General features: G+C 34.2%; 17 protein-coding genes. 5 read left to right on the top strand and 12 right to left on the bottom strand.

Annotation, left to right across the window (positions count from 1 at the left end):
* Positions 1-60: 60 nt before the first annotated feature.
* From ACGLWY_RS14995 to ACGLWY_RS15045, 11 genes are all read right to left on the bottom strand, one after another.
* On the bottom strand, positions 61-1,047 hold the full coding sequence (locus ACGLWY_RS14995) for a Gfo/Idh/MocA family protein (protein ID WP_396620481.1): 987 nt from the start codon (positions 1,045-1,047) through the stop codon (positions 61-63).
* Complete coding sequence (locus ACGLWY_RS15000) at positions 1,025-2,737, bottom strand: sodium:solute symporter (protein ID WP_396620482.1); 1,713 nt, start codon at positions 2,735-2,737, stop codon at positions 1,025-1,027. Before ACGLWY_RS15000 ends, ACGLWY_RS14995 begins: the two co-directional genes overlap by 23 nt.
* 114 nt (positions 2,738-2,851) lie before the next feature.
* Entirely contained in the window at positions 2,852-5,377 is a 2,526-nt protein-coding gene (locus ACGLWY_RS15005; RefSeq protein WP_396620483.1) for a PIG-L family deacetylase, read from the bottom strand.
* Positions 5,378-5,468: 91 nt separating this feature from the next.
* Positions 5,469-5,930: a hypothetical protein gene (locus ACGLWY_RS15010; RefSeq protein ID WP_396620484.1), complete on the bottom strand. Its 462-nt coding sequence runs from the start codon at positions 5,928-5,930 to the stop codon at positions 5,469-5,471.
* Between the two features lie 307 nt (positions 5,931-6,237).
* Entirely contained in the window at positions 6,238-7,305 is a 1,068-nt protein-coding gene (gene corA, locus ACGLWY_RS15015) for a magnesium/cobalt transporter CorA (protein ID WP_396620485.1), read from the bottom strand.
* Positions 7,306-7,462: 157 nt separating this feature from the next.
* Positions 7,463-7,996: a mechanosensitive ion channel domain-containing protein gene (locus ACGLWY_RS15020; protein WP_396620486.1), complete on the bottom strand. Its 534-nt coding sequence runs from the start codon at positions 7,994-7,996 to the stop codon at positions 7,463-7,465.
* Positions 7,997-8,071: 75 nt separating this feature from the next.
* Positions 8,072-8,665 (bottom strand): Maf-like protein, encoded by a 594-nt coding sequence (locus tag ACGLWY_RS15025; protein ID WP_396620487.1) that lies wholly within the window; start codon positions 8,663-8,665, stop codon positions 8,072-8,074.
* Positions 8,665-9,576 (bottom strand): geranylgeranylglycerol-phosphate geranylgeranyltransferase, encoded by a 912-nt coding sequence (locus ACGLWY_RS15030; protein WP_396620488.1) that lies wholly within the window; start codon positions 9,574-9,576, stop codon positions 8,665-8,667. Before ACGLWY_RS15030 ends, ACGLWY_RS15025 begins: the two co-directional genes overlap by 1 nt.
* A gap of 65 nt (positions 9,577-9,641) precedes the next feature.
* Positions 9,642-9,959: a hypothetical protein gene (locus ACGLWY_RS15035; RefSeq protein WP_396620489.1), complete on the bottom strand. Its 318-nt coding sequence runs from the start codon at positions 9,957-9,959 to the stop codon at positions 9,642-9,644.
* 70 nt (positions 9,960-10,029) lie between these two features.
* Complete coding sequence (locus ACGLWY_RS15040; protein WP_396620490.1) at positions 10,030-10,539, bottom strand: KdsC family phosphatase; 510 nt, start codon at positions 10,537-10,539, stop codon at positions 10,030-10,032.
* Entirely contained in the window at positions 10,520-11,287 is a 768-nt protein-coding gene (locus ACGLWY_RS15045) for a Rossmann-like and DUF2520 domain-containing protein (protein ID WP_396620491.1), read from the bottom strand. The genes ACGLWY_RS15040 and ACGLWY_RS15045 overlap by 20 nt, the downstream gene beginning before the upstream one ends.
* Before the next feature lie 714 nt (positions 11,288-12,001).
* On the opposite strand from ACGLWY_RS15045, the gene ACGLWY_RS15050 reads away from it, so the two are divergent.
* The 4 genes from ACGLWY_RS15050 to ACGLWY_RS15065 all read left to right on the top strand — a co-directional run bounded on the left by ACGLWY_RS15050 (position 12,002) and on the right by ACGLWY_RS15065 (position 17,104).
* On the top strand, positions 12,002-12,385 hold the full coding sequence (locus ACGLWY_RS15050; protein WP_396620492.1) for a group III truncated hemoglobin: 384 nt from the start codon (positions 12,002-12,004) through the stop codon (positions 12,383-12,385).
* A gap of 429 nt (positions 12,386-12,814) precedes the next feature.
* A complete protein-coding gene (ccsA, locus tag ACGLWY_RS15055) occupies positions 12,815-16,075 on the top strand; it encodes a cytochrome c biogenesis protein CcsA (protein WP_396620493.1) in 3,261 nt (1,086 codons plus the stop codon).
* 8 nt (positions 16,076-16,083) lie between these two features.
* On the top strand, positions 16,084-16,239 hold the full coding sequence (locus ACGLWY_RS15060) for a hypothetical protein (protein ID WP_396620494.1): 156 nt from the start codon (positions 16,084-16,086) through the stop codon (positions 16,237-16,239).
* A gap of 430 nt (positions 16,240-16,669) precedes the next feature.
* Positions 16,670-17,104, top strand: coding sequence for a DM13 domain-containing protein (locus tag ACGLWY_RS15065; RefSeq protein ID WP_396620495.1), 435 nt, complete (start codon positions 16,670-16,672; stop codon positions 17,102-17,104).
* A 462-nt stretch (positions 17,105-17,566) separates the two neighbouring features.
* Here the strand turns inward: ACGLWY_RS15065 and ACGLWY_RS15070 are convergent, their stop codons facing one another.
* Positions 17,567-17,707, bottom strand: coding sequence for a hypothetical protein (locus tag ACGLWY_RS15070; protein WP_396620496.1), 141 nt, complete (start codon positions 17,705-17,707; stop codon positions 17,567-17,569).
* Positions 17,708-17,879: 172 nt separating this feature from the next.
* Between ACGLWY_RS15070 and ACGLWY_RS15075 the strand changes: the two genes are divergently transcribed.
* The coding region (locus ACGLWY_RS15075) for an MATE family efflux transporter (RefSeq protein ID WP_396620497.1) at positions 17,880-18,560 on the top strand (681 nt) is incomplete at its 3' end.

Below are 18,560 nucleotides of genomic sequence, written 5' to 3' on the forward strand. Positions count from 1 at the left end.
TCTGAAATTTACTTAGTTTAACATAAAAAGGAATGGTTTGGTTTTAAAACCAAAGAGTGTTTAATATTCCAAATTGATTATTTTTCTAACATCATCAAGTGTTTGTATAAGTTGCTTGCTAAATTCAAAAGTCATGATATCACTTTCGGTTTTCCCTGCTTTATACAAGTTGTTAAAGTGAATGGTTTCAAAGTTATAACCAATGGTGTTATAGCCAAAATCTTTTGTTTCTTCTTTTCCATCAGCAATTATAGTAACTGTTGTTGGCGCATGAAATTGGGTATTAATTTTTATGGTTCCCTTTTCACAATAGAAAATGGCTTCTGTAGGTAAAACTTCTAAAAAAGAACTTTTTAAATATGCTTTTACATGGTTATCATAATTAAAAATCATAGTGCTAGACGAGTCAGTAGCGTTTTTAAAAAAAGTAGCTGATGCTTCTATGTTTTTAGGTAAACCCAATGTAGAAAGTGTTGCAAAAATAGGATAGATGCCAATATCTAAAAGGCTCCCACCACCCATAGCTTTATTAAAAAGTCTAGTTTTTGTATCGTACGGGCGTTGAAACCCAAAATCGCTTTCAATTTTTAAAATATCACCGTACGTTTTATTTTTTAATTCCTTTAAAACAAATTGGTAATGTGGTAAAAAATAGGTCCAAAGCGCTTCCATAAGTAGCACGTTTTTTTCTTTGGCTTTTGCTATCATAGCATCTACTTCCTCGGCATTCATAGCAAAAGGTTTTTCACCTAAAACGGCGATACCATTTTCTAAGCACATAAGTGCATTCTCTTTGTGTAATGCGTGGGGCGTTGCAATATAAACCGCATCAATATTGGGGTCGTTTGCCAAATCTTCATAACTACCGTATGCTTTTGCTGCACCATGCTTTTCAGCAAACTCATCGGCTTTTTCTTGATTTCTGGAAGCCACGGCATACAATTCGGCATCGTCAATAGTCGAAAGATCAGTAGCAAAACTATGGGCGATTTTGCCTAAGCCAATAATGCCCCATTTTATTTTTTTAGGTGGTGATTGTTGTATCATTTTTATTAATTAGTTGAAAGATGCATGCCATAGTAATAACAATGGCGCAACCTACAAAGTTAAGCCATAAAAAAGGCAGGTTGATATATTGGTATAAATCTAAGAAATAGAGTGCAAAGACTATGAATTGAGTAAATATAGCTGCGATAAATACAGCATGTCCTTTAACAAACTTAAAGAAAAAGGCCAATAGAAAAATGCCCAAAACATTGCCATAAAAGATGGAGCCAATAATATTTACCAATTGGATTAAATTTTCGGCAAGATTCGCAATGCAAGCCACCCCAATTGCTATGATGCCCCAAGCAAACGTAAACCATTTAGAGGCTTTTACCATGTGTTCTTCGGTTTTTTCGCTGGTGTTTCTTTTGTATAAATCGATGGTGGTGGTAGAGCCTAAAGCATTTAATTCGCTAGAGGTACTAGACATGGCGGCACTTAAGATAACTGCCAAAAGCAAACCAATGAGGCCACGAGGCAAATTATTCAATATAAAATGAATAAATACATAATCCTTATCATTGCTTTCAATTTTTATGTTTTGGTTTTCCGAAGCTTTGTTAATTAATAAACGGGCTTTGTTTCTTAAAGCATCATTAGCTTTGTTGGCCACTGAAATATGTTTTGAAACTTCAGGATTTTCAGAAGCAATAAACGATTGAATAAGTTTTTGTTTATCATTAAAAACAGCTTGTTGTTCTTTTTGAAGGCTTATATATTCCTCTGAAAATTCAGAATTTAAAACAAGTTCAGTGGCTGTAGGATTAAAATTCATGGGAGTTTCATTAAACTGATAAAACACAAATACCATAACACCTACTAGGAGAATGAAAAATTGCATGGGTACTTTTAACAAACCATTAAAAATCAGCCCTAACTGCATTTCCTTAACCGATTTTCCCGATAGATAGCGTTGTACTTGGCTTTGGTCTGTTCCAAAATAAGACAACATTAAAAACGTACCACCAATAATACCACTCCAAAAGGTGTAGCGGTTATTTAAATCGAATGAAAAATCCAATATCTCCATTTTTCCGCTAACACCTGCTATACTTAGTGCTTTGCTAAAAGTGATATCCTGTGGAAGCTTGTCAACAATTAAAAAGAAGGCGATGAGCATCCCAATAAAAATAACCACCATTTGGTGTTTTTGAGTTACGTTGACCGCTCGTGTACCACCCGAAACCGTATAGATAATCACTAAAAAACCGATGACTATATTGAGTGTTAATAAATCCCAACCTAATACAACCGACAAAATGATGGCGGGTGCAAAAATGGTAATACCAGCAGCTAACCCACGTTGTATTAAGAACAGAATAGCGGTTAAGGTTCTGGTTTTTAAATCGAAGCGTTTTTCTAAAAATTCGTAAGCGGTATATACATTCAATCGGTGGTATAACGGGATAAACACCATGCATATAACTACCATAGCAATGGGTAATCCAAAATAAAACTGCACAAAGCCCATACCATCGTTGAAGGCTTGCCCTGGCGTTGAAAGAAAGGTAATGGCACTGGCTTGTGTTGCCATAACTGATAAGCCAATGGTCCACCATTTTGAGGTGTTACCTCCTTTTAAATAATCTTGAACATTTTTGCTGCCTCTGGTTTGCCAGGTGCCATAAACAACTATGGTAAGTAACGTAACGCTTAAAACAACCCAATCTACCAAGCTTAGTATTTGCATATTAAAAGGCTTGCATAATTAGATAAAAGACTATAAAATAGATGGCATTCGCTATTAAAACTAAAGAGTACAGTCTTAGCCAAGGTTGTTTTATTGGTTTCTCTTCACTCATAGCTAATTGTTTAATTTAGATTCTAATTTTAAATCTTCTTTTCCAATGGATAACATATTAGCAAACAAACGATAGGCTCCGGAAACACCTGCGGGAAACTCTCTGAAAAAGCTTAATCCTGTATAAATATAATAGCCTTTACCGTATTTTGCGACCAATAAACTACCATCTTTTGATGTTTCATTTTTATCGTTCATAGATAAAACAGGAGTGAACTTATCATGCCAAGAATTTGGAAAATACAAACCACGTTCTTGGGTCCAGCCTTCAAAATCTTTTTGGGTTATTTTGTTGGGATAGTTTAAAAGGGGATGATTCGGATTTAAAAACCGAACCTCGGCATTTTCGTCAGTCACTCTATCACTAGATAATTTTAAAGCGTAAGGTGCTATATTGTCTGCTTTTAAACCTCTGCTGGTATTATATTGTACAATCATATTACCGCCATCGGCAACAAAATCAAATAATAGTTGTTGTTTGAAATCCAAATTTTCAACGGTATTATAGGCTCTTATACCCACCACCACAGCATCAAATCTGCTTAAAGTTTCGGTGCTAATTTCCTCAGGTTTTATAGTTAAAACATTGTAGCCAATTTGTTGTAAACTTTCTGGAACGACATCGCCAGCGCCAGCAATGTAGGCAATATTTTCACCGCTCTTTTTAATATCCAATCGCACCACTTTGCTTTCACTTGGTAGTAAAACCGTTTGGAACGGAATATGTTCGTAATTAATTTCGATGAGTTCTTTGGTGTAATCTTTATCGTTTACATGAACAATTGGACTGATATATCCTTCACTTTGGTTTTTAGGAGGAATGATTGTAAATGTTAAGGTTTGCTCTTCACCTTTATGGGCAATGCTTATTTTTTGTTTCTCGGGATATACGTTCCAATCTTTTGGGTGACAAACTTCAACAAAACCTTCTAAATTATCACGACCAGCTTTTACAGCAATGGTAACATCACGTTCTTTGTCATTGCTAAAAATGATGACATGCTCTACTATTTTAGCTGAGGCTTCAGGAATAATTTCAAAAGGACGGTATAATTCACCTTTATCTGGTTTAGAGTAGCGATATACAACATCCTTACTGATGGTAATAGGTGTGTTATTGATTTTTAAATTGAAGTTAACAACAACGTTTCTTGGTGTTTCTGGCAATCCTATGAACGCTTTATTTTCGACTTCATACATGCCCAAAGAGCCTTTTTTATTTAACCAATAGGGCGATGTATATTTTTCTTCAGTTGAAATATAATACTCAGTTTCAAACTTTTCAGGATCGTTGTTTTTTAATTCTAAATTTTTTGATATTGTTTTTCCATCATTTTGCACGATGCTTTCTAATACAATATTTTGACTGCTTCTATTTAAAGCTTCTATGTTAATTTTAACATTTTGATTTAAAGTGCTTGTTGGAGTTTCTGCCGATGCTTCTAAATATAAACCGGCACACATTTCGATAATCGATTTTAGTTCTTCGGTTTTTTGGGTTTTCCAATGTTCGTCTTGAATGCTTTGGAGCAATTTATAAGCTTCCAATAATTGTGGGATATGTACCGAAGGGTCTTTAAAATTGAAATTATTTTCAACAGCATGTAAAACAGTACCAATGGCTGTTCCGCCTTTTATACGATTCCAAGAGGTGTCAATGCCATCAAAAATAGCTTCTTTATTTGTTATGGCATCACCTTTTAAAAATTCGATGTATTCTTTTTGGGAACCACGTTGCGATAAGCGTCCAAAACCTTGACATAAATGCTGACTACTTGCTAAGGATGCTATTTCGTTATTCGACATCCCTTTTAATGGATAATAGGTACCAATATCGAAACTTAGCATGTTGCTTTTATCGGCTTTATCAAAATCTTCCTGACTTCTGTAAAACCATGAGTTTGTATTGAAAAACAAGCGTTTAGGTTGCCATGGGTCAGCCTGTTTTAGTAAGCTAGGGAATGCCGATTTATCGCCGGCCAAATCGAAAGCTTCAAAGCTTAACATGGCGGAACCGGTATGGTGTCCATGTGTGGTTCCTGGAGTCCTGTGGTCAAAACGATTTATAATAATGTCCGGTTTAAACTTTCTAATAGCTAAAACCACATCGCTTAAAACAGCTTCTTTATTCCAAATAGCCAACGTTTCTTCGGGATTTTTGGAATAACCAAAATCGTTGGCACGGGTAAACAGTTGTTCACCGCCATCAATACGTCTTGCGGCTAATAGTTCTTGGGTCCTAATGACGCCTAAAAGCTCTCCGATTTCAGGACCAATGAGGTTTTGCCCACCATCACCTCGTGTTATCGATAAATAGGCAGTTCTGGCTTTTTCATGATTTGCCATATATGAAATGAGTCGGGTATTTTCATCGTCTGGATGTGCAGCAATATATAATACCGAGCCTAAAAAATTGAGTTTCTGAATGGATTCAAAAATTTCCGAAGAAGAGGGTGTTGTTGGTTTTTGGGCTTGTAAAATTGTAAAAGTAAGTAGTGCTAATATGGTAGAAAGTATCGTTTTTCGCATGTTTATTTGTTAGCTAAAAACCAAATATATAAAAGAAACCAGCACTTTTGCTGGTTTTAATCTTTATTTAACGGTTTTGAAATACGGGCATTTAGATTCTTTTGTAATCTTTTTTTTCAGGTTCGGCAGGAATGATACTTTGGAAGTTTTGCTCAAAAAATAATTGCTGAATAGAGTCCATACGTTTCATCATGTTTTTGATGTGATCATCTTGATTCATGAAACCTTTATAAAAAAAGTTGTGCGGGTTGAAATGTCCAGAAGCTGAATCTTGTTTGAAGAAATCATCAAAAAACGAATCGTTAAAGAATGAATGGTTTTTGAAATGCTTTTGGAACTGCATTTTTATACTGTCGTTAATTTTTCCGTCGGACGAGTAGCTATACGAATAAATGGAATCGTATTTTATTAAATTGCCGTGCTCCTCATATTCTTTGTTTACCTGAACATTTTCGTTTGGTTTTAAAGAATCCTCTTTGGTTTTTTGTTTGTTTTGTGCCATGCAATTATAAAATAGAAGAAAGAAAATTAGAATGAATTTAAGTGTTTTCATAATTGATACATTTTAAATTAAACAATTTTTTTAATCTGAATTCGACTTAAGGATTCAACGCAAATTTATATCAATAGAAAAGCTTCAACAGGTTTCAGTAGGACTGTATTTTTAAAAATATTCAAGATTTTAAATATTCAACATTTGTCAGTCTGAGCTTGTCGAAGACAGTTACATACTAATATGCAAATCGGCAATTGTGCTTAAGCTGAACTCATTTTTTATGGAATAATTTCAAAAAATATACCAAAAGCTTTCAATAAAATGCACAGAATTTAGAAAATGTCAAATTGACAGAAACCACTATTTATAGCCATTTCTTCCGCTTAAAATAATAAAGCATACCTAAAAACATAACAATCATAACACCCCATAAAATAAAGTAAGAGTACTTATAATGTAGTTCGGGGATGTAATCGAAATTCATACCGTAAATACCGGCTATAAATGTTAAAGGAATAAAAATGGAGGCCATTATGGTAAGCACTTTCATAACCTCATTCATTTTATTGCTAATGGATGTCATGTACATATCCATTAAACTCCAAATCATCTCACGGTAAATATCTATGTTTTCAGAGACTTGAATTAAATGGTCGTAAATGTCACGGTAAAAGGTTTTTGTTTTTTTTAGAATGAGCGTGCTTTCGTGTTTTTCGATGCGATTAATGACTTCGCGAAGCGGAAAAATGGCACGGCGTACTCGAAGAATTTCCCGTTTTAAATCTTGAATGTCTTTGTTGATGGTTTTATTAACTTGTCCAGAAAAAATACTGTCTTCATAATCTTCGATTTTATCGCCAAAATCTTCAATGATGGTAAAGTAATGGTCTACAATGGTGTCCATTAAAATATAAAGTAAATAATCGGCTTGCATGCTGCGTGCTCTACCTTTACCCTGTCTTATGCGTTCTCTAACGGTATCGAATACGTCGCCTTCAGATTCTTGGAATGATAGCACATAGCCTTTTCCTAAAACAAGACTAACTTGTTCTGAAGCTATAGTATCGTTTTTGTCCATATAGAGCATTTTAAGCACTACAAAAAGGTAGTCTTCATATTCATCTATTTTTGGACGTTGCGAAATGCTAACAATATCTTCTAAAACTAAAGGGTGTAAATTATAATGATTGCCTAATTTTTCAATTTCTTCAACATGGTTCAAACCATTAATATTTATCCATGTAACAGAATCGGAATGTTTAAAATCGAAAGCTTCTTCTATGGTTGATAATTCTTTTTCAACACACGTTTCGATATTATAATCAAAAACCTCAATAAATAATTTTTTAGTTGATTTATCGCCGGTATAAATCATACTTCCAGGAGATTTTCCCAGTTTTTTATGATGTTTTTTGATCCTATTTTTTGCCATTCAATAAATATAAGGATATATTTATGAGGTTGTATAAAAAGTCCTTTAAATTTAATTAGTCAAGTTGAGCTTGTCGAAACTGATATTGATTACCAGTAAGTTAAAATATTTCGACACCCTCAATATGACATAGAACTAGACTTTTTAGACTGCCTCCTTAAATACCGTCTATAGCATCATCGTCTATAGCATCTTTTTCAACAAGCGTTACGGCTCTTTGTAACATTAAATTGTTGGGGTAAGTTACCAAGTCGCCATTTTCTAAGCGTAAATGCAACTGAAAAGCCCTAATATCTTCAATAATGCCTTCTAATGGAAAATCTTTATCGTGTATTTGAATTTTATCGCCCACTTTATAAGGAAAAGAGAAAAACATAATAATGCCCGAAGTGATGTTGCTTAAAATAGACCAAATGGCAAATAAACCAATACCAATTACAGCAAAAACAGAAGAGAAAAGCACCACTAACTGCTCCATTTTTGTACCAAAAATAAATGGTATAACGATGAGTGCAATTAAAAATAGCGTTACTGATACATATCTGTTTATTAGATGGATACGGGCAATATTAATGCCGTTTTTTCTGGATATTTTAGTTATAAGCGTGGTTAAAATAAACCTAACAATGAGCAAAAAAAGTAATAGAAATCCGGTTATTATTAATTCGTTTTTGTAGGTTTCAAAAAACATTGTAAATTTTATTTGAATTGAACGATAAACAAAGATACGTTAGAAACGCAACATAGCCTTGTTGTATTTTAGTTTTCACAAATCATTAACGATATCGTTTAATGTTCTGTAAACAATATGTGTTGGTAAGCCCATCACATTAAAATAAGAACCTTCCATTTTTGTAACACCGATAAGTCCAATCCATTCTTGAACGCCGTAAGCACCTGCTTTATCAAATGGTTTGAAGGTGTTTATGTAGTATGATATTTCTTCGTCCGATAAATCCTTAAAGGTAACTTTTGTAATGGCATTTAAGGTTTTTTCTAAGGTTTTTGTCGTAAAACAAACCGAAGTAATAACATCGTGTGTTGTATTGCTTAACGATTTTATCATTTGAAAAGCATCAGCGTCGCTTTTTGGTTTACCTAAAGCTTTGTTATGATGCCAAACAATGGTATCGCTAGTGATAAGGATGTCGTTTTCTTTTAATTCGTCTTTAAAAGGTAACGCTTTTAGTTGTGCTAAGTAATCGCTTATTTCAAAATGTCTTAAACGCATTGGGTATTCTTCAGCAATTGGTTTTAATCGAACTTCAAAATCCAATCCTAATGTTTTAAAAAACTCTTGTCTCCTGGGAGAACCAGAAGCTAAAATAATGTTGTGGTTTTTTATTTTTTCGTTCAGCATTATAATAAAGTAAACTTGTATAAAAGTAGCGAAAGCATTCCAAAAAGCATCACGAATTTAAGCACATTACTAATATGGTGAAAGTCTTTTTTTGTTGATGCGCTAAAAAGTTTAATAGAGATATAGAGTAGTGGGGCAATTATAAAAATTAAAAAATATAAAACGGTTATTTGGTTTTTATAAAGCGAATTAACAACATATTGACCAACAACAAACAGGGGAATAAAAGATAAAGCGAACACTACTTTAGTAGCTCGTTCACTACCAATGGCGATAGGTAAGGTATTCATACCTGTTTTATGGTCGCCATTAATGTCTTCAAGGTCTTTGGTCATTTCTCGAAGTAAATTAATAATGAAAGCGAAAACCGCATAATCGAAAATAATCTTAAAAAAGGTTAACTGTGTTTGCTGGTTGATACTTGTGGTTGAAGGAAGCAACTCAAAAACACCCACAATAATTAATGTTAGTGCTACTAAAACTGAAATAACAATATTACCAATTAAAAGGGTTTGTTTTAAATAGCTTGCATACACATAAAGCAATACCGAAATGATAACAAATAAGGAGAAAAAGGCATTTCTATCTACCAAATGTGATAAATAAAACCCGATGCCAACACCTATTACATTAAAAATGATGAACAAGTTGTAAGCGGTTTTTTCTGAAATGGATTTACCAACAATGAGTTTATCGGGTTTGTTAACGGAATCGGTTTCAACATCAAAAATATCATTGATAATATTACCAGCAGCTGCGATGCAAATGGTTGCTAATATTAAAAGCGTAATTCCTAAAGTATCCAAACTTGTTTGAACACCAAAAGGTTCTAAAAGAGCATATTTAATTAGTAATTGCACGATGGCAATCATTAATAAATTTTTCCAGCGGATTAGGTTTAGGTAGTTCAAAGTTTTAGAGTTTCAAAGTTTCAAAGTTGCAAAGTTGCAGAGTTATGAGGTTCAGTGTGAAAGAATTAAATATTGGACATAAAAGTATCTATTAATAGTTTAATTGAAAAAATAACTACTATTAAAATTATAATTGATAGGATAATGGTTTTTCTCATTTGGAGTTTTTCCTGCTTCCTTATTTTATTTTTTATAATCTCTTTTTCAGCCTTGGTTAAATCTTTATGTGTAAAATTGAGTTGAAAATGAGTTTGTGAGTTTTGTTCAAGGGTTTCCTTAAGCGAAGAAAAAGGTGTTTTGGAATGTTGATTAAAGATGCTTTGGTTGTTTCCAAAACCAATATAACCAAAACCGGTGCTATGTCTTCTTTTATTTCTACTCAACTTAATTTTTCATAAAAGTTAAAGGTTATTGTTTTGAGCCTACAGCCTACAGCTTACAGCATAAGGCCTTTTACAGCGCCCACTTCCCCTGTACTTTTAACACTTGCTCAATGACATCTCTAGCAGCACCCTCACCACCTTTTTTGTGGGAGATGTATTTGGCTATCCCTTTTACTTCAGGAATGGCATCTTGCGGGCAACTTGGTAAACCCACTAGTTTCATTATAGGGTAATCTGGCACATCATCACCCATATATAGAATATTTTCAGACTTAATATTATTGGCTTTTATATAGGCTTCAAATTGTTTTACTTTATCATGTGCACCCAGAAACACGTCTTTAACGCCCAAGCCTTCTAAACGTAATTTAACACCTTCATTAGTTCCTGCGGAAATGATGGCCACATTATAACCTGCACTAACAGCAAATTTAAGAGCGTATCCATCTTTAATGCTCATAGTTCTTAATAATTCGCCTGATGTTGTTACTAAAACAGTGCCATTGGTTAGTACACCATCTACATCAAAAATAAACGTGGTGATATGATTTAAATATTCTTTATAACTTTTTTCTTCCATGTGTGCGTTGTATAGAGCTTGTTAATAGGTTGTAAATGTCTTTATGGTGTGGGTCTTGCAAGAGTTTTAAATGCTTTTTTAAGGTTTTTGTATCGTTGCGTTTTGCAGGACCTGTTTGCGCCATATAAGGCGATAGATCTTGCACTTTTTTTGCGGTTTCTAAAATAAGGGGTTTTAAAAGATCGAATTCAGCACCTTCGCTTTCGGTTATTTCATGTGCTACTCTGTAAAGTTGATTCGTAAAATTATTTACAAATACAGCTGCTAAATGCAATACGTTGCGTTGGTCGGTATTTACTTTCTTGGTGGGACTTCCAATAGATATAGCTAAATTTTTTAAAATGTGGTAATCTGGACTTTCTAAGGCTTCAATACAAATAGGGACATTGGCAAAATCGATTTCTGCCGTTTTGCTGAATGTCTGTAATGGGTAGAAAACCCCTCGTTTGTGTTTTTTATCAATATCATACAAACCTGCAGCTCCAGAAGTATGTACAACCAATCTGTTTTCAAAAGGAAGTTGTGATGAAAGTGATTTAATAGCATCATCGCTTACAGCTAAAATATATAAATCGGCTTCTTTAAGTTGCGCTAAATCATCAATAATATCTACATCGTTTTTATACGCCTTCATAGCGTTTATACTTCTGTTATACCACTGAATAATAGAAACGTGCTCTACTTTATTAAACACTTTGAATAAGTGTGTTGCAACATTGCCTGCACCGAGAATTACTACTGAAATCATACGGCAAAAATACAGAAGTTAAGTTAAAAGTTGGATTAAAAGTTTTAAAGTTTCAAAGTTGCAAAGTTTCAAAGCTCCTAAGTTTCAGAGTTTCAGAGTTCCTAAGCTTCAAAGTTCCTGAGTTTCATAGCTTCTGAGTTTCTAAGTTTCAAAGCTGCAAAGTTTCAGAGTCCCTAAGCTTCAAAGCTTCAAAGTTGCAAAGCTTCAAAGCTTCAAAGTTGCAAAGCTTCAAAGCTTCAAAGCTCCTAAGTTTCATAGCTTCTGAGTTTTATATCTTCTGGTTTTCAAGGTTTTAAGAGATTTAAGACTAATAAAATGTCCCTAACAATTCAACAATCCATACCAGCCACATAGAAACTTTACCACTTAGCACCTTTGCGCCTTTGCGCCTTAGCACGTAAAATTTCAAAGTTTTCAGAAATTTAAAGAGATTTAGAGTTAATAAAATATTAAAGATTTGGCAATTCATACCAGCCACTTAGAAGCTTTATCACTTTGTAGCTTTGCCACTTAGCCGCTTTGCAACTTTGCGCCTCAGCGCCTTAGCGAGCAAAATTTCCCAGCTTCAGAGTTTTAATTTTCAGATATTTAAAGATATTTAAATTGGACAATCCATATCAAGCCACTTAGAAGCTTAACCACTTTGCCACTTTGTAGCTTTGCCGCTCTGCAACTTTGCAACTTAGCGAGAAAAAAATAACGTAATTTTGTAACATGCAAAAAGATATTAAAACCAGGGACGATGTATATTTATTAGTGTCATCATTTTACAAGAAAGTCAGAAAAGATGCTGTCTTGGGACCTTTTTTTAATGATGTTATAAAAGATTGGGACACACATTTAGAAAATTTGACCTCTTTTTGGGAAGCGAGTTTGTTTTTAAAAACCAAATATTTAGGGAATCCTTTAGAAGCACACGTAAAAGTGGATAAAGAAAATAATAACAGTATTACAGAGCTACATTTTGGTCTATGGCTAAACCTTTGGTTTGAAACTATTGATGAGCTTTTTGAAGGTGACTACGCAAACAACGCCAAACAGCGTGCCCGTAAAATGGGAACATTTCTATATTTAAAAATTTTTGAAGCACGGGGTTAGTGGGCAGTGTTCAGTAAGCAGTGTTCAGTCTCAGTGTTCAGTGTTCAGTAGGCAGTAAGCAGTTTTCAGTATCAGTATGCAGTGTTCAGTGTTCAGTAGGCAGTAAGCAGTTTTCAGTCTCAGTATGCAGTGTTCAGTCGCAGTAGGCAGTATGCAGTGTTCAGTCGCAGTATGCAGTGTTCAGTGTTCAGTAAGCAGTGTTCAGTATGCAGTTGCTTTTTTCAGATGCTTTGTAACTCTGAAACTTTGCAGCTCTGCAGCTCTGAAGCTTTGTAACTTTGCAGCTCTGCAGCTTTGAAACTTAGAAACTTTGCAACTTTGCAACTTTACAACTCATAACCCCATAAACTTATCAAACTCTTAAACTTTAACACTTCAAAATAAACTTAAATACTTAAATTTGCTCGACCTTAAAATTGGGTTCATATTATGCAAAATAAACTCGCCAAAATTCTTTTTTCAACACGACTTACCGGTATTTTATTTCTAGTATTTGCAGCAGCTATGGCTACAGGTACATTTTTAGATGCCGGACAAAATACATCACCAACACCCTATACCAGAAATTTAATCTATAATGCTTGGTGGTTTGAGGCTATTATGGTGTTTTTTGTTATAAACTTTGTAGGGAATATTTTTAAGTATCAACTGCATAAAAAGGAAAAATGGTCAACTTTAGTACTGCATTTAGCTTTTATTTTTATTCTGTTAGGTGCGTTCATTACCCGGTACATCAGTTTTGAAGGGATGATGGCCATACGGGAAGGTGCTACCGAAAACACATTTCTATCACAAAAAACATATATAACAACATACATTGATGGCGATTATGAAATTGATGGTGTACCACAACGTTTACCTATCGAAAAAGAAGTTGATTTTTCTGCACGTTTGGAAAACGATTTTAAAATAGAAACCAAATACAATCAACAACCCGTAACCATTGAGTTGGAGAAATTTATAAAAGGTGCGGAAGAAGATATTGTTCCAGACGAACATGGCGAAGCCTATTTAAAAGTCGTTGAAGCAGGAGGCGGGGCGCCACATAACCATTTCTTAAAAGTAGGAGAGGTGCAAAGTATTCATAATGTCTTATTTGCATTAAACAAACCAACAAATGGAGCCATAAATATTACTTATGAAAACGATCATCTTACTATTCAATCCCCATTTGAAGGCGAGTATATGGTTATGGCAACGATGGCACAGGGTACTTTGGTTAAAGATAGTTTACAGCCTTTAATGCTACGTGCGCGTTATGTAATCGGGGATATGCAAATGGTATTTCCAAAGCCTGTTGTAAAAGGCGTTTTTGATATCGTACAAAAATCACAGATTTTAAAGAATGATGAGGATGGCGTTGTGTTAAAAGTAACAACCAATGGAGAAGCCCAGCATGTTGGTTTGTTAGGAGGTAAGGGAATGAATAACGCTTTTAAACAGGTTTCTGTTGGAGGATTGGACTTTGCCTTTAAATACGGCTCTAAAGTTATGGAGTTGCCTTTCGCCATTAAACTAAATGACTTTGAAGCGGAACGTTATCCAGGTACCGAAAAAGGCTATTCGGCTTATTCAAGTCAGATAACGGTTGTAGATGAGAAAGAAGGAAGCTTCGACTATAAAATTTTTATGAATAATATATTGGACCACAGAGGTTATCGCTTTTTTCAATCGAGTTTTGACCCCGATGAAAAAGGCACTATCCTATCTGTAAACCACGATTATTGGGGCACTTTAATTACCTACATTGGTTATTTTTTACTGTATTTTGGATTGTTGGCTATTTTGTTTACCAAAGGATCTCGTTTTGGCGATTTAAAAAATCAGTTGGAAAAAGTAAAAGCCAAAAAGGCAAAATTACTAGGTGTTTTTATTTTATGTTTTGGGTTGAATTCGTTTGCTCAAACACATTCTGAAAACGATGGACATAACCACAGAGCGAAACCTACAAAGACGCAAATAGATTCTGTTTTAGCAGCAAACATAACCCCAAAAGAGCACGCCGATGCCTTTGGGCATTTGGTGATACAGGATTTAAGTGGGCGTATGATGCCAGTGAATACGTATGCCTCTGAAATGCTTCGCAAATTAAGCAAGGATGACACTTATGGCGATTTTGATGCGAACCAAGTGTTTTTATCCATGCAAGAAAGCCCCATGCTTTGGTACAATGTGCCAATTATTTATTTAGCAGCAAAAAAAGCAGATACCATAAGGCATCTTATTCAAGTAGATACCAAAGAAAAATATGCAACCCTTGCCGATTTTTTTACTGAAAGAGGGGAATACAAATTAACCCCATTTTTAGATGATGCTTATAAAGCTTTGGCGCCTAATGGATATCAAATGCAAATTAAAGAAGCAGACCAGCGTGTTAATTTACTATATAACACCATTGAAGGTACTTCATTAAAAATATTCCCGATTCCAAACGATGAAAATAACAAGTGGATTTCGGCCAATGAATTCAAACATGGTGATTATAAAGTAGAAGATTCCCTTTATGGAAACTTTATAAGAAATGGTTTCAGAATGTATTTGTATACATTAAATACAGCGAAACAAACGGGCGATTTTTCTGAAGCAACAAAGTTATTGGACGCTTTCAAAAAAACACAACATCAAATTGGGGCTTCGGTCATGTTGACCGATAAAAAAATCAAAACTGAAATCCTATACAACAAATACGATATTTTTAAAAAGCTATTCAGTTGGTATTTATATGCAGGTAGCTTATTGTTTGTGTTATTAATTGTTCAGATTTTCAAGGAGAAAAATAAGGCTTTAAACATTACTATAACGGTTTCTAAGTTTATTATTCTGGGGCTGTTTATTTTACACACGTTAGGGTTAATTACACGATGGTATATCTCTGGTCATGCGCCTTGGAGTGATGCTTATGAGTCTATCATTTATGTTGCTTGGTCTACTATGTTATTTGGATTTATTGTAGGGGTAAGCAAGAAAAAAGAGAAAATTCATAAAGAGGATATTTCAGGAATAGTGCTGGCAATTTTAGGTAAAAGAAATACTTCTGATTTAACCATAGCAGCAGGAGCATTTGTAACTGCCATGCTTTTAATGATTGCCCATTGGAACTGGATGGATCCCGCCATCGCCAACCTCCAACCTGTTTTAAATAGCTATTGGTTAATGATTCATGTGGCGGTTATTGTAGCCAGTTACGGCCCTTTTACATTAGGGATGATTCTGGGCGTGGTATCATTATTATTAATGATTTTCACCACCGAAAAGAATAAACTTAAAATGGATTTAAACATTAAAGAGCTTACCATCATAAACGAAATGGCGCTAACCGTAGGTTTGGTGATGCTAACTATAGGAAACTTTTTAGGAGGTATGTGGGCAAACGAAAGCTGGGGACGCTATTGGGGTTGGGATCCAAAGGAAACTTGGGCGCTTATTAGTATTATGGTTTATGCCTTTGTTATCCATATGCGATTAATTCCAGGACTCCGTAGCAGATGGTTTTTTAACCTCATGTCCATTGTCGCTTTTTCAAGTATTATTTTTACCTATTTTGGAGTTAATTTTTACTTATCGGGTTTACATTCATACCAATCGGGTCAACAAATTGCGAGTTTTAATATTATAGCCATCACTATTGCTATAGTTGCTTTATTAGCCGTTTTTGCATATCGTGGGTACGCTAAACATTATAAAAAGTAACTGTTGTTATGGCTAAAACGGGTCGGGATAAAAACACAAAAAACAAAGCAAAGCATTCCAAGTTAATGGTTCAAAAAAAGAACAAGAAAAAGGAAGAAGCGCAGCTGAGAAAAGAACGTTTAAAAGCCATTATTCAAAAAGCAAAACAAGATAAAGAGGATTAGTTAGTTTTTTAGTACATGACAAAATTAAAGCGTGTCACATAGGGTTTCTGTCAAAGTCCAATTCTAAATACTTCTGCATGTAGCTTCGACAGGTTCAGCTTGACAAACTACGTTTCACAAAGCCAATTTAAACCCTACATTGTCAGACTGAGCTTGTCCAAGTCCATTACTGGTACTACTTTCAATAGCTTCGACAGGCTCAGCTTGACAAACTACGTTTCACAAAGCAATTCAAACCCTACGTTGTCAGACTGAGCTTGTCGAAGTCCTTCTATACTACTTCTTTATCCATACGACTTCGAAAACTCATAAAGACATCTGAATATATTTGGATTTTTGTCATGTACTAAGAGTTAGTTTCTATTTTTCATGCATCTGTAATGTTTTTATTTAAATCTCGACCAAAAAACGAGTCCTTAAAACCATTCTTATGAAAATCTTTTATCTGTTGTTTATAGTTTTAATGTCGTTTCAATCGTGTTCCAGTTCAGATTCAGATGCACCTATGATGGATGCAGAAGACATGCAAATGGAAGAAGATAACATGCCTAGTGATACTTCTGCATTTCAAGGAAATTTTGTATCAAGTGCCCATACAACCTTGGGAAAAGCTACAATAAATGATGCAAAAACCATATTGTCTCTTACTAATTTCAAAACAGATGAAGGCCCTTCATTGGAAGTGTATTTAGCAACAGATACTTCGGCTGCTACCTATATAACATTGGGCGCTTTAAAAGGCACCGATGGCAATTACGAATATACCTTGCCGGTAAATGTAGATTACACGGTATATAATCATGTCATCGTTTGGTGCGTTCCCTTTTCGGTAAATTTTGGATATGCCGTTTTAAAGACTGTTTAAATGTTCAGAGTTCAGTGTTCAGTGTTCAGTTTACCGATGAAGTTTGTGATATACAATTCAACGATTACACGGTTAAACAGTTAAAAGTTACAGGGTATGTTTACCAACCTGAACTATTGTTTTGTAATGATATCGTTTAACTATTCAAACATCTGGATATCAGATTATATGACATCGAACTTACGTTATTAACTTAAATAACATGGCGCTCGCGATAGCGGGGAATTCCTTAAGTGTTCTTGTTTCCATACTATAAAATAAGAGCATAAATTTGGGTAAGGCTACAGAATGTATTTAAAGGGATTTTTTATTTAAGTCTTATAAAACAATTACATAGACGCACTCAAAGTGATGGTTTCCTTTAGTTTAAAATCGCTGCTATAGGTTGTTTTTGGCAACTTATTAGGTTGGGAATTATAAGTAAAAATCAATAACTCCATCTAACTTTTTATGTGTTTATATTTATTTGTTTTTGAAAGGACACATGGAACGCCTATAATCATTTCCTTGGGTGTACAAAGTTTTGGTCATGGTCGTTTCATCTTCGGTTTCGTGAATAGTTATTTTTTTATAAAGAGGGACTTCAAAAAAAATCTTTTCCATATAGATACTTACCAGCGAAAAATTCCAAAGGAATTTTCCAAGTAGGCTAGAACCAAGCCATTAATTTTAATACTGTGTTGTAAAACGTTTATTTAACTATGATTCTATTGATTACATTTATTCTAGCTATTTCGAAAAAATAATGTAATTTCGCTCCCCAAAAAAATAAATCATGGAAAATAATATTCAATTAGACAAAGACTCAATAAGATCATTGTTTTTTAAATATTACATTCCCATCCTTACAAGTTTATTATCTGTTACTATACTTCAAGTGGTAGATGGTGTTATTCTTTCGCAGTATGTAGGAAAAGAAGGTGTAGCAGCCGTAGGAATGTTTGGTACTGTAATTACGATCTTCATTGCATTTGGTCTAACATTGGTTATAGGAGGTGGTATTTTAATGGGGAAAAACTTTGGAGCGGGTAATTATTCCAAAGCGCAAGAGATTTTTCAGTTTACAACTACGCTTGCTATATTATTTGGTCTTATAATAATAGTATTAACACCTTTGATAGCAAGTGATATTGTTTCTTTTTTAGTTGGTAGCACGGATACTGAATTATTCAACAAGACCTTAGATTATATGTTTTGGGGATTCATGTGGATTCCTATTTTTCTATTGAGGATGATTTTAGGAAACGCTGTAAGCCATGATGGTGCTCCAAAAGTGACAAAGAATGCTACTGTTTTTGCTGTAGCACTAAATATTTTATTAGACATATTACTAGTAATTGTATTCCCTTTTGGTACAGCAGGCGCTTCAATTGCCACTGGTATTTCTGTATTGTTATCAACATTTTATCTTATTTATTATATTAATAGGGAGAAAGGACATTTAAAGATTAGACAT

This window comes from Mariniflexile sp. HMF6888 (assembly GCF_044335535.1).
Lineage (GTDB): Bacteria > Bacteroidota > Bacteroidia > Flavobacteriales > Flavobacteriaceae > Mariniflexile.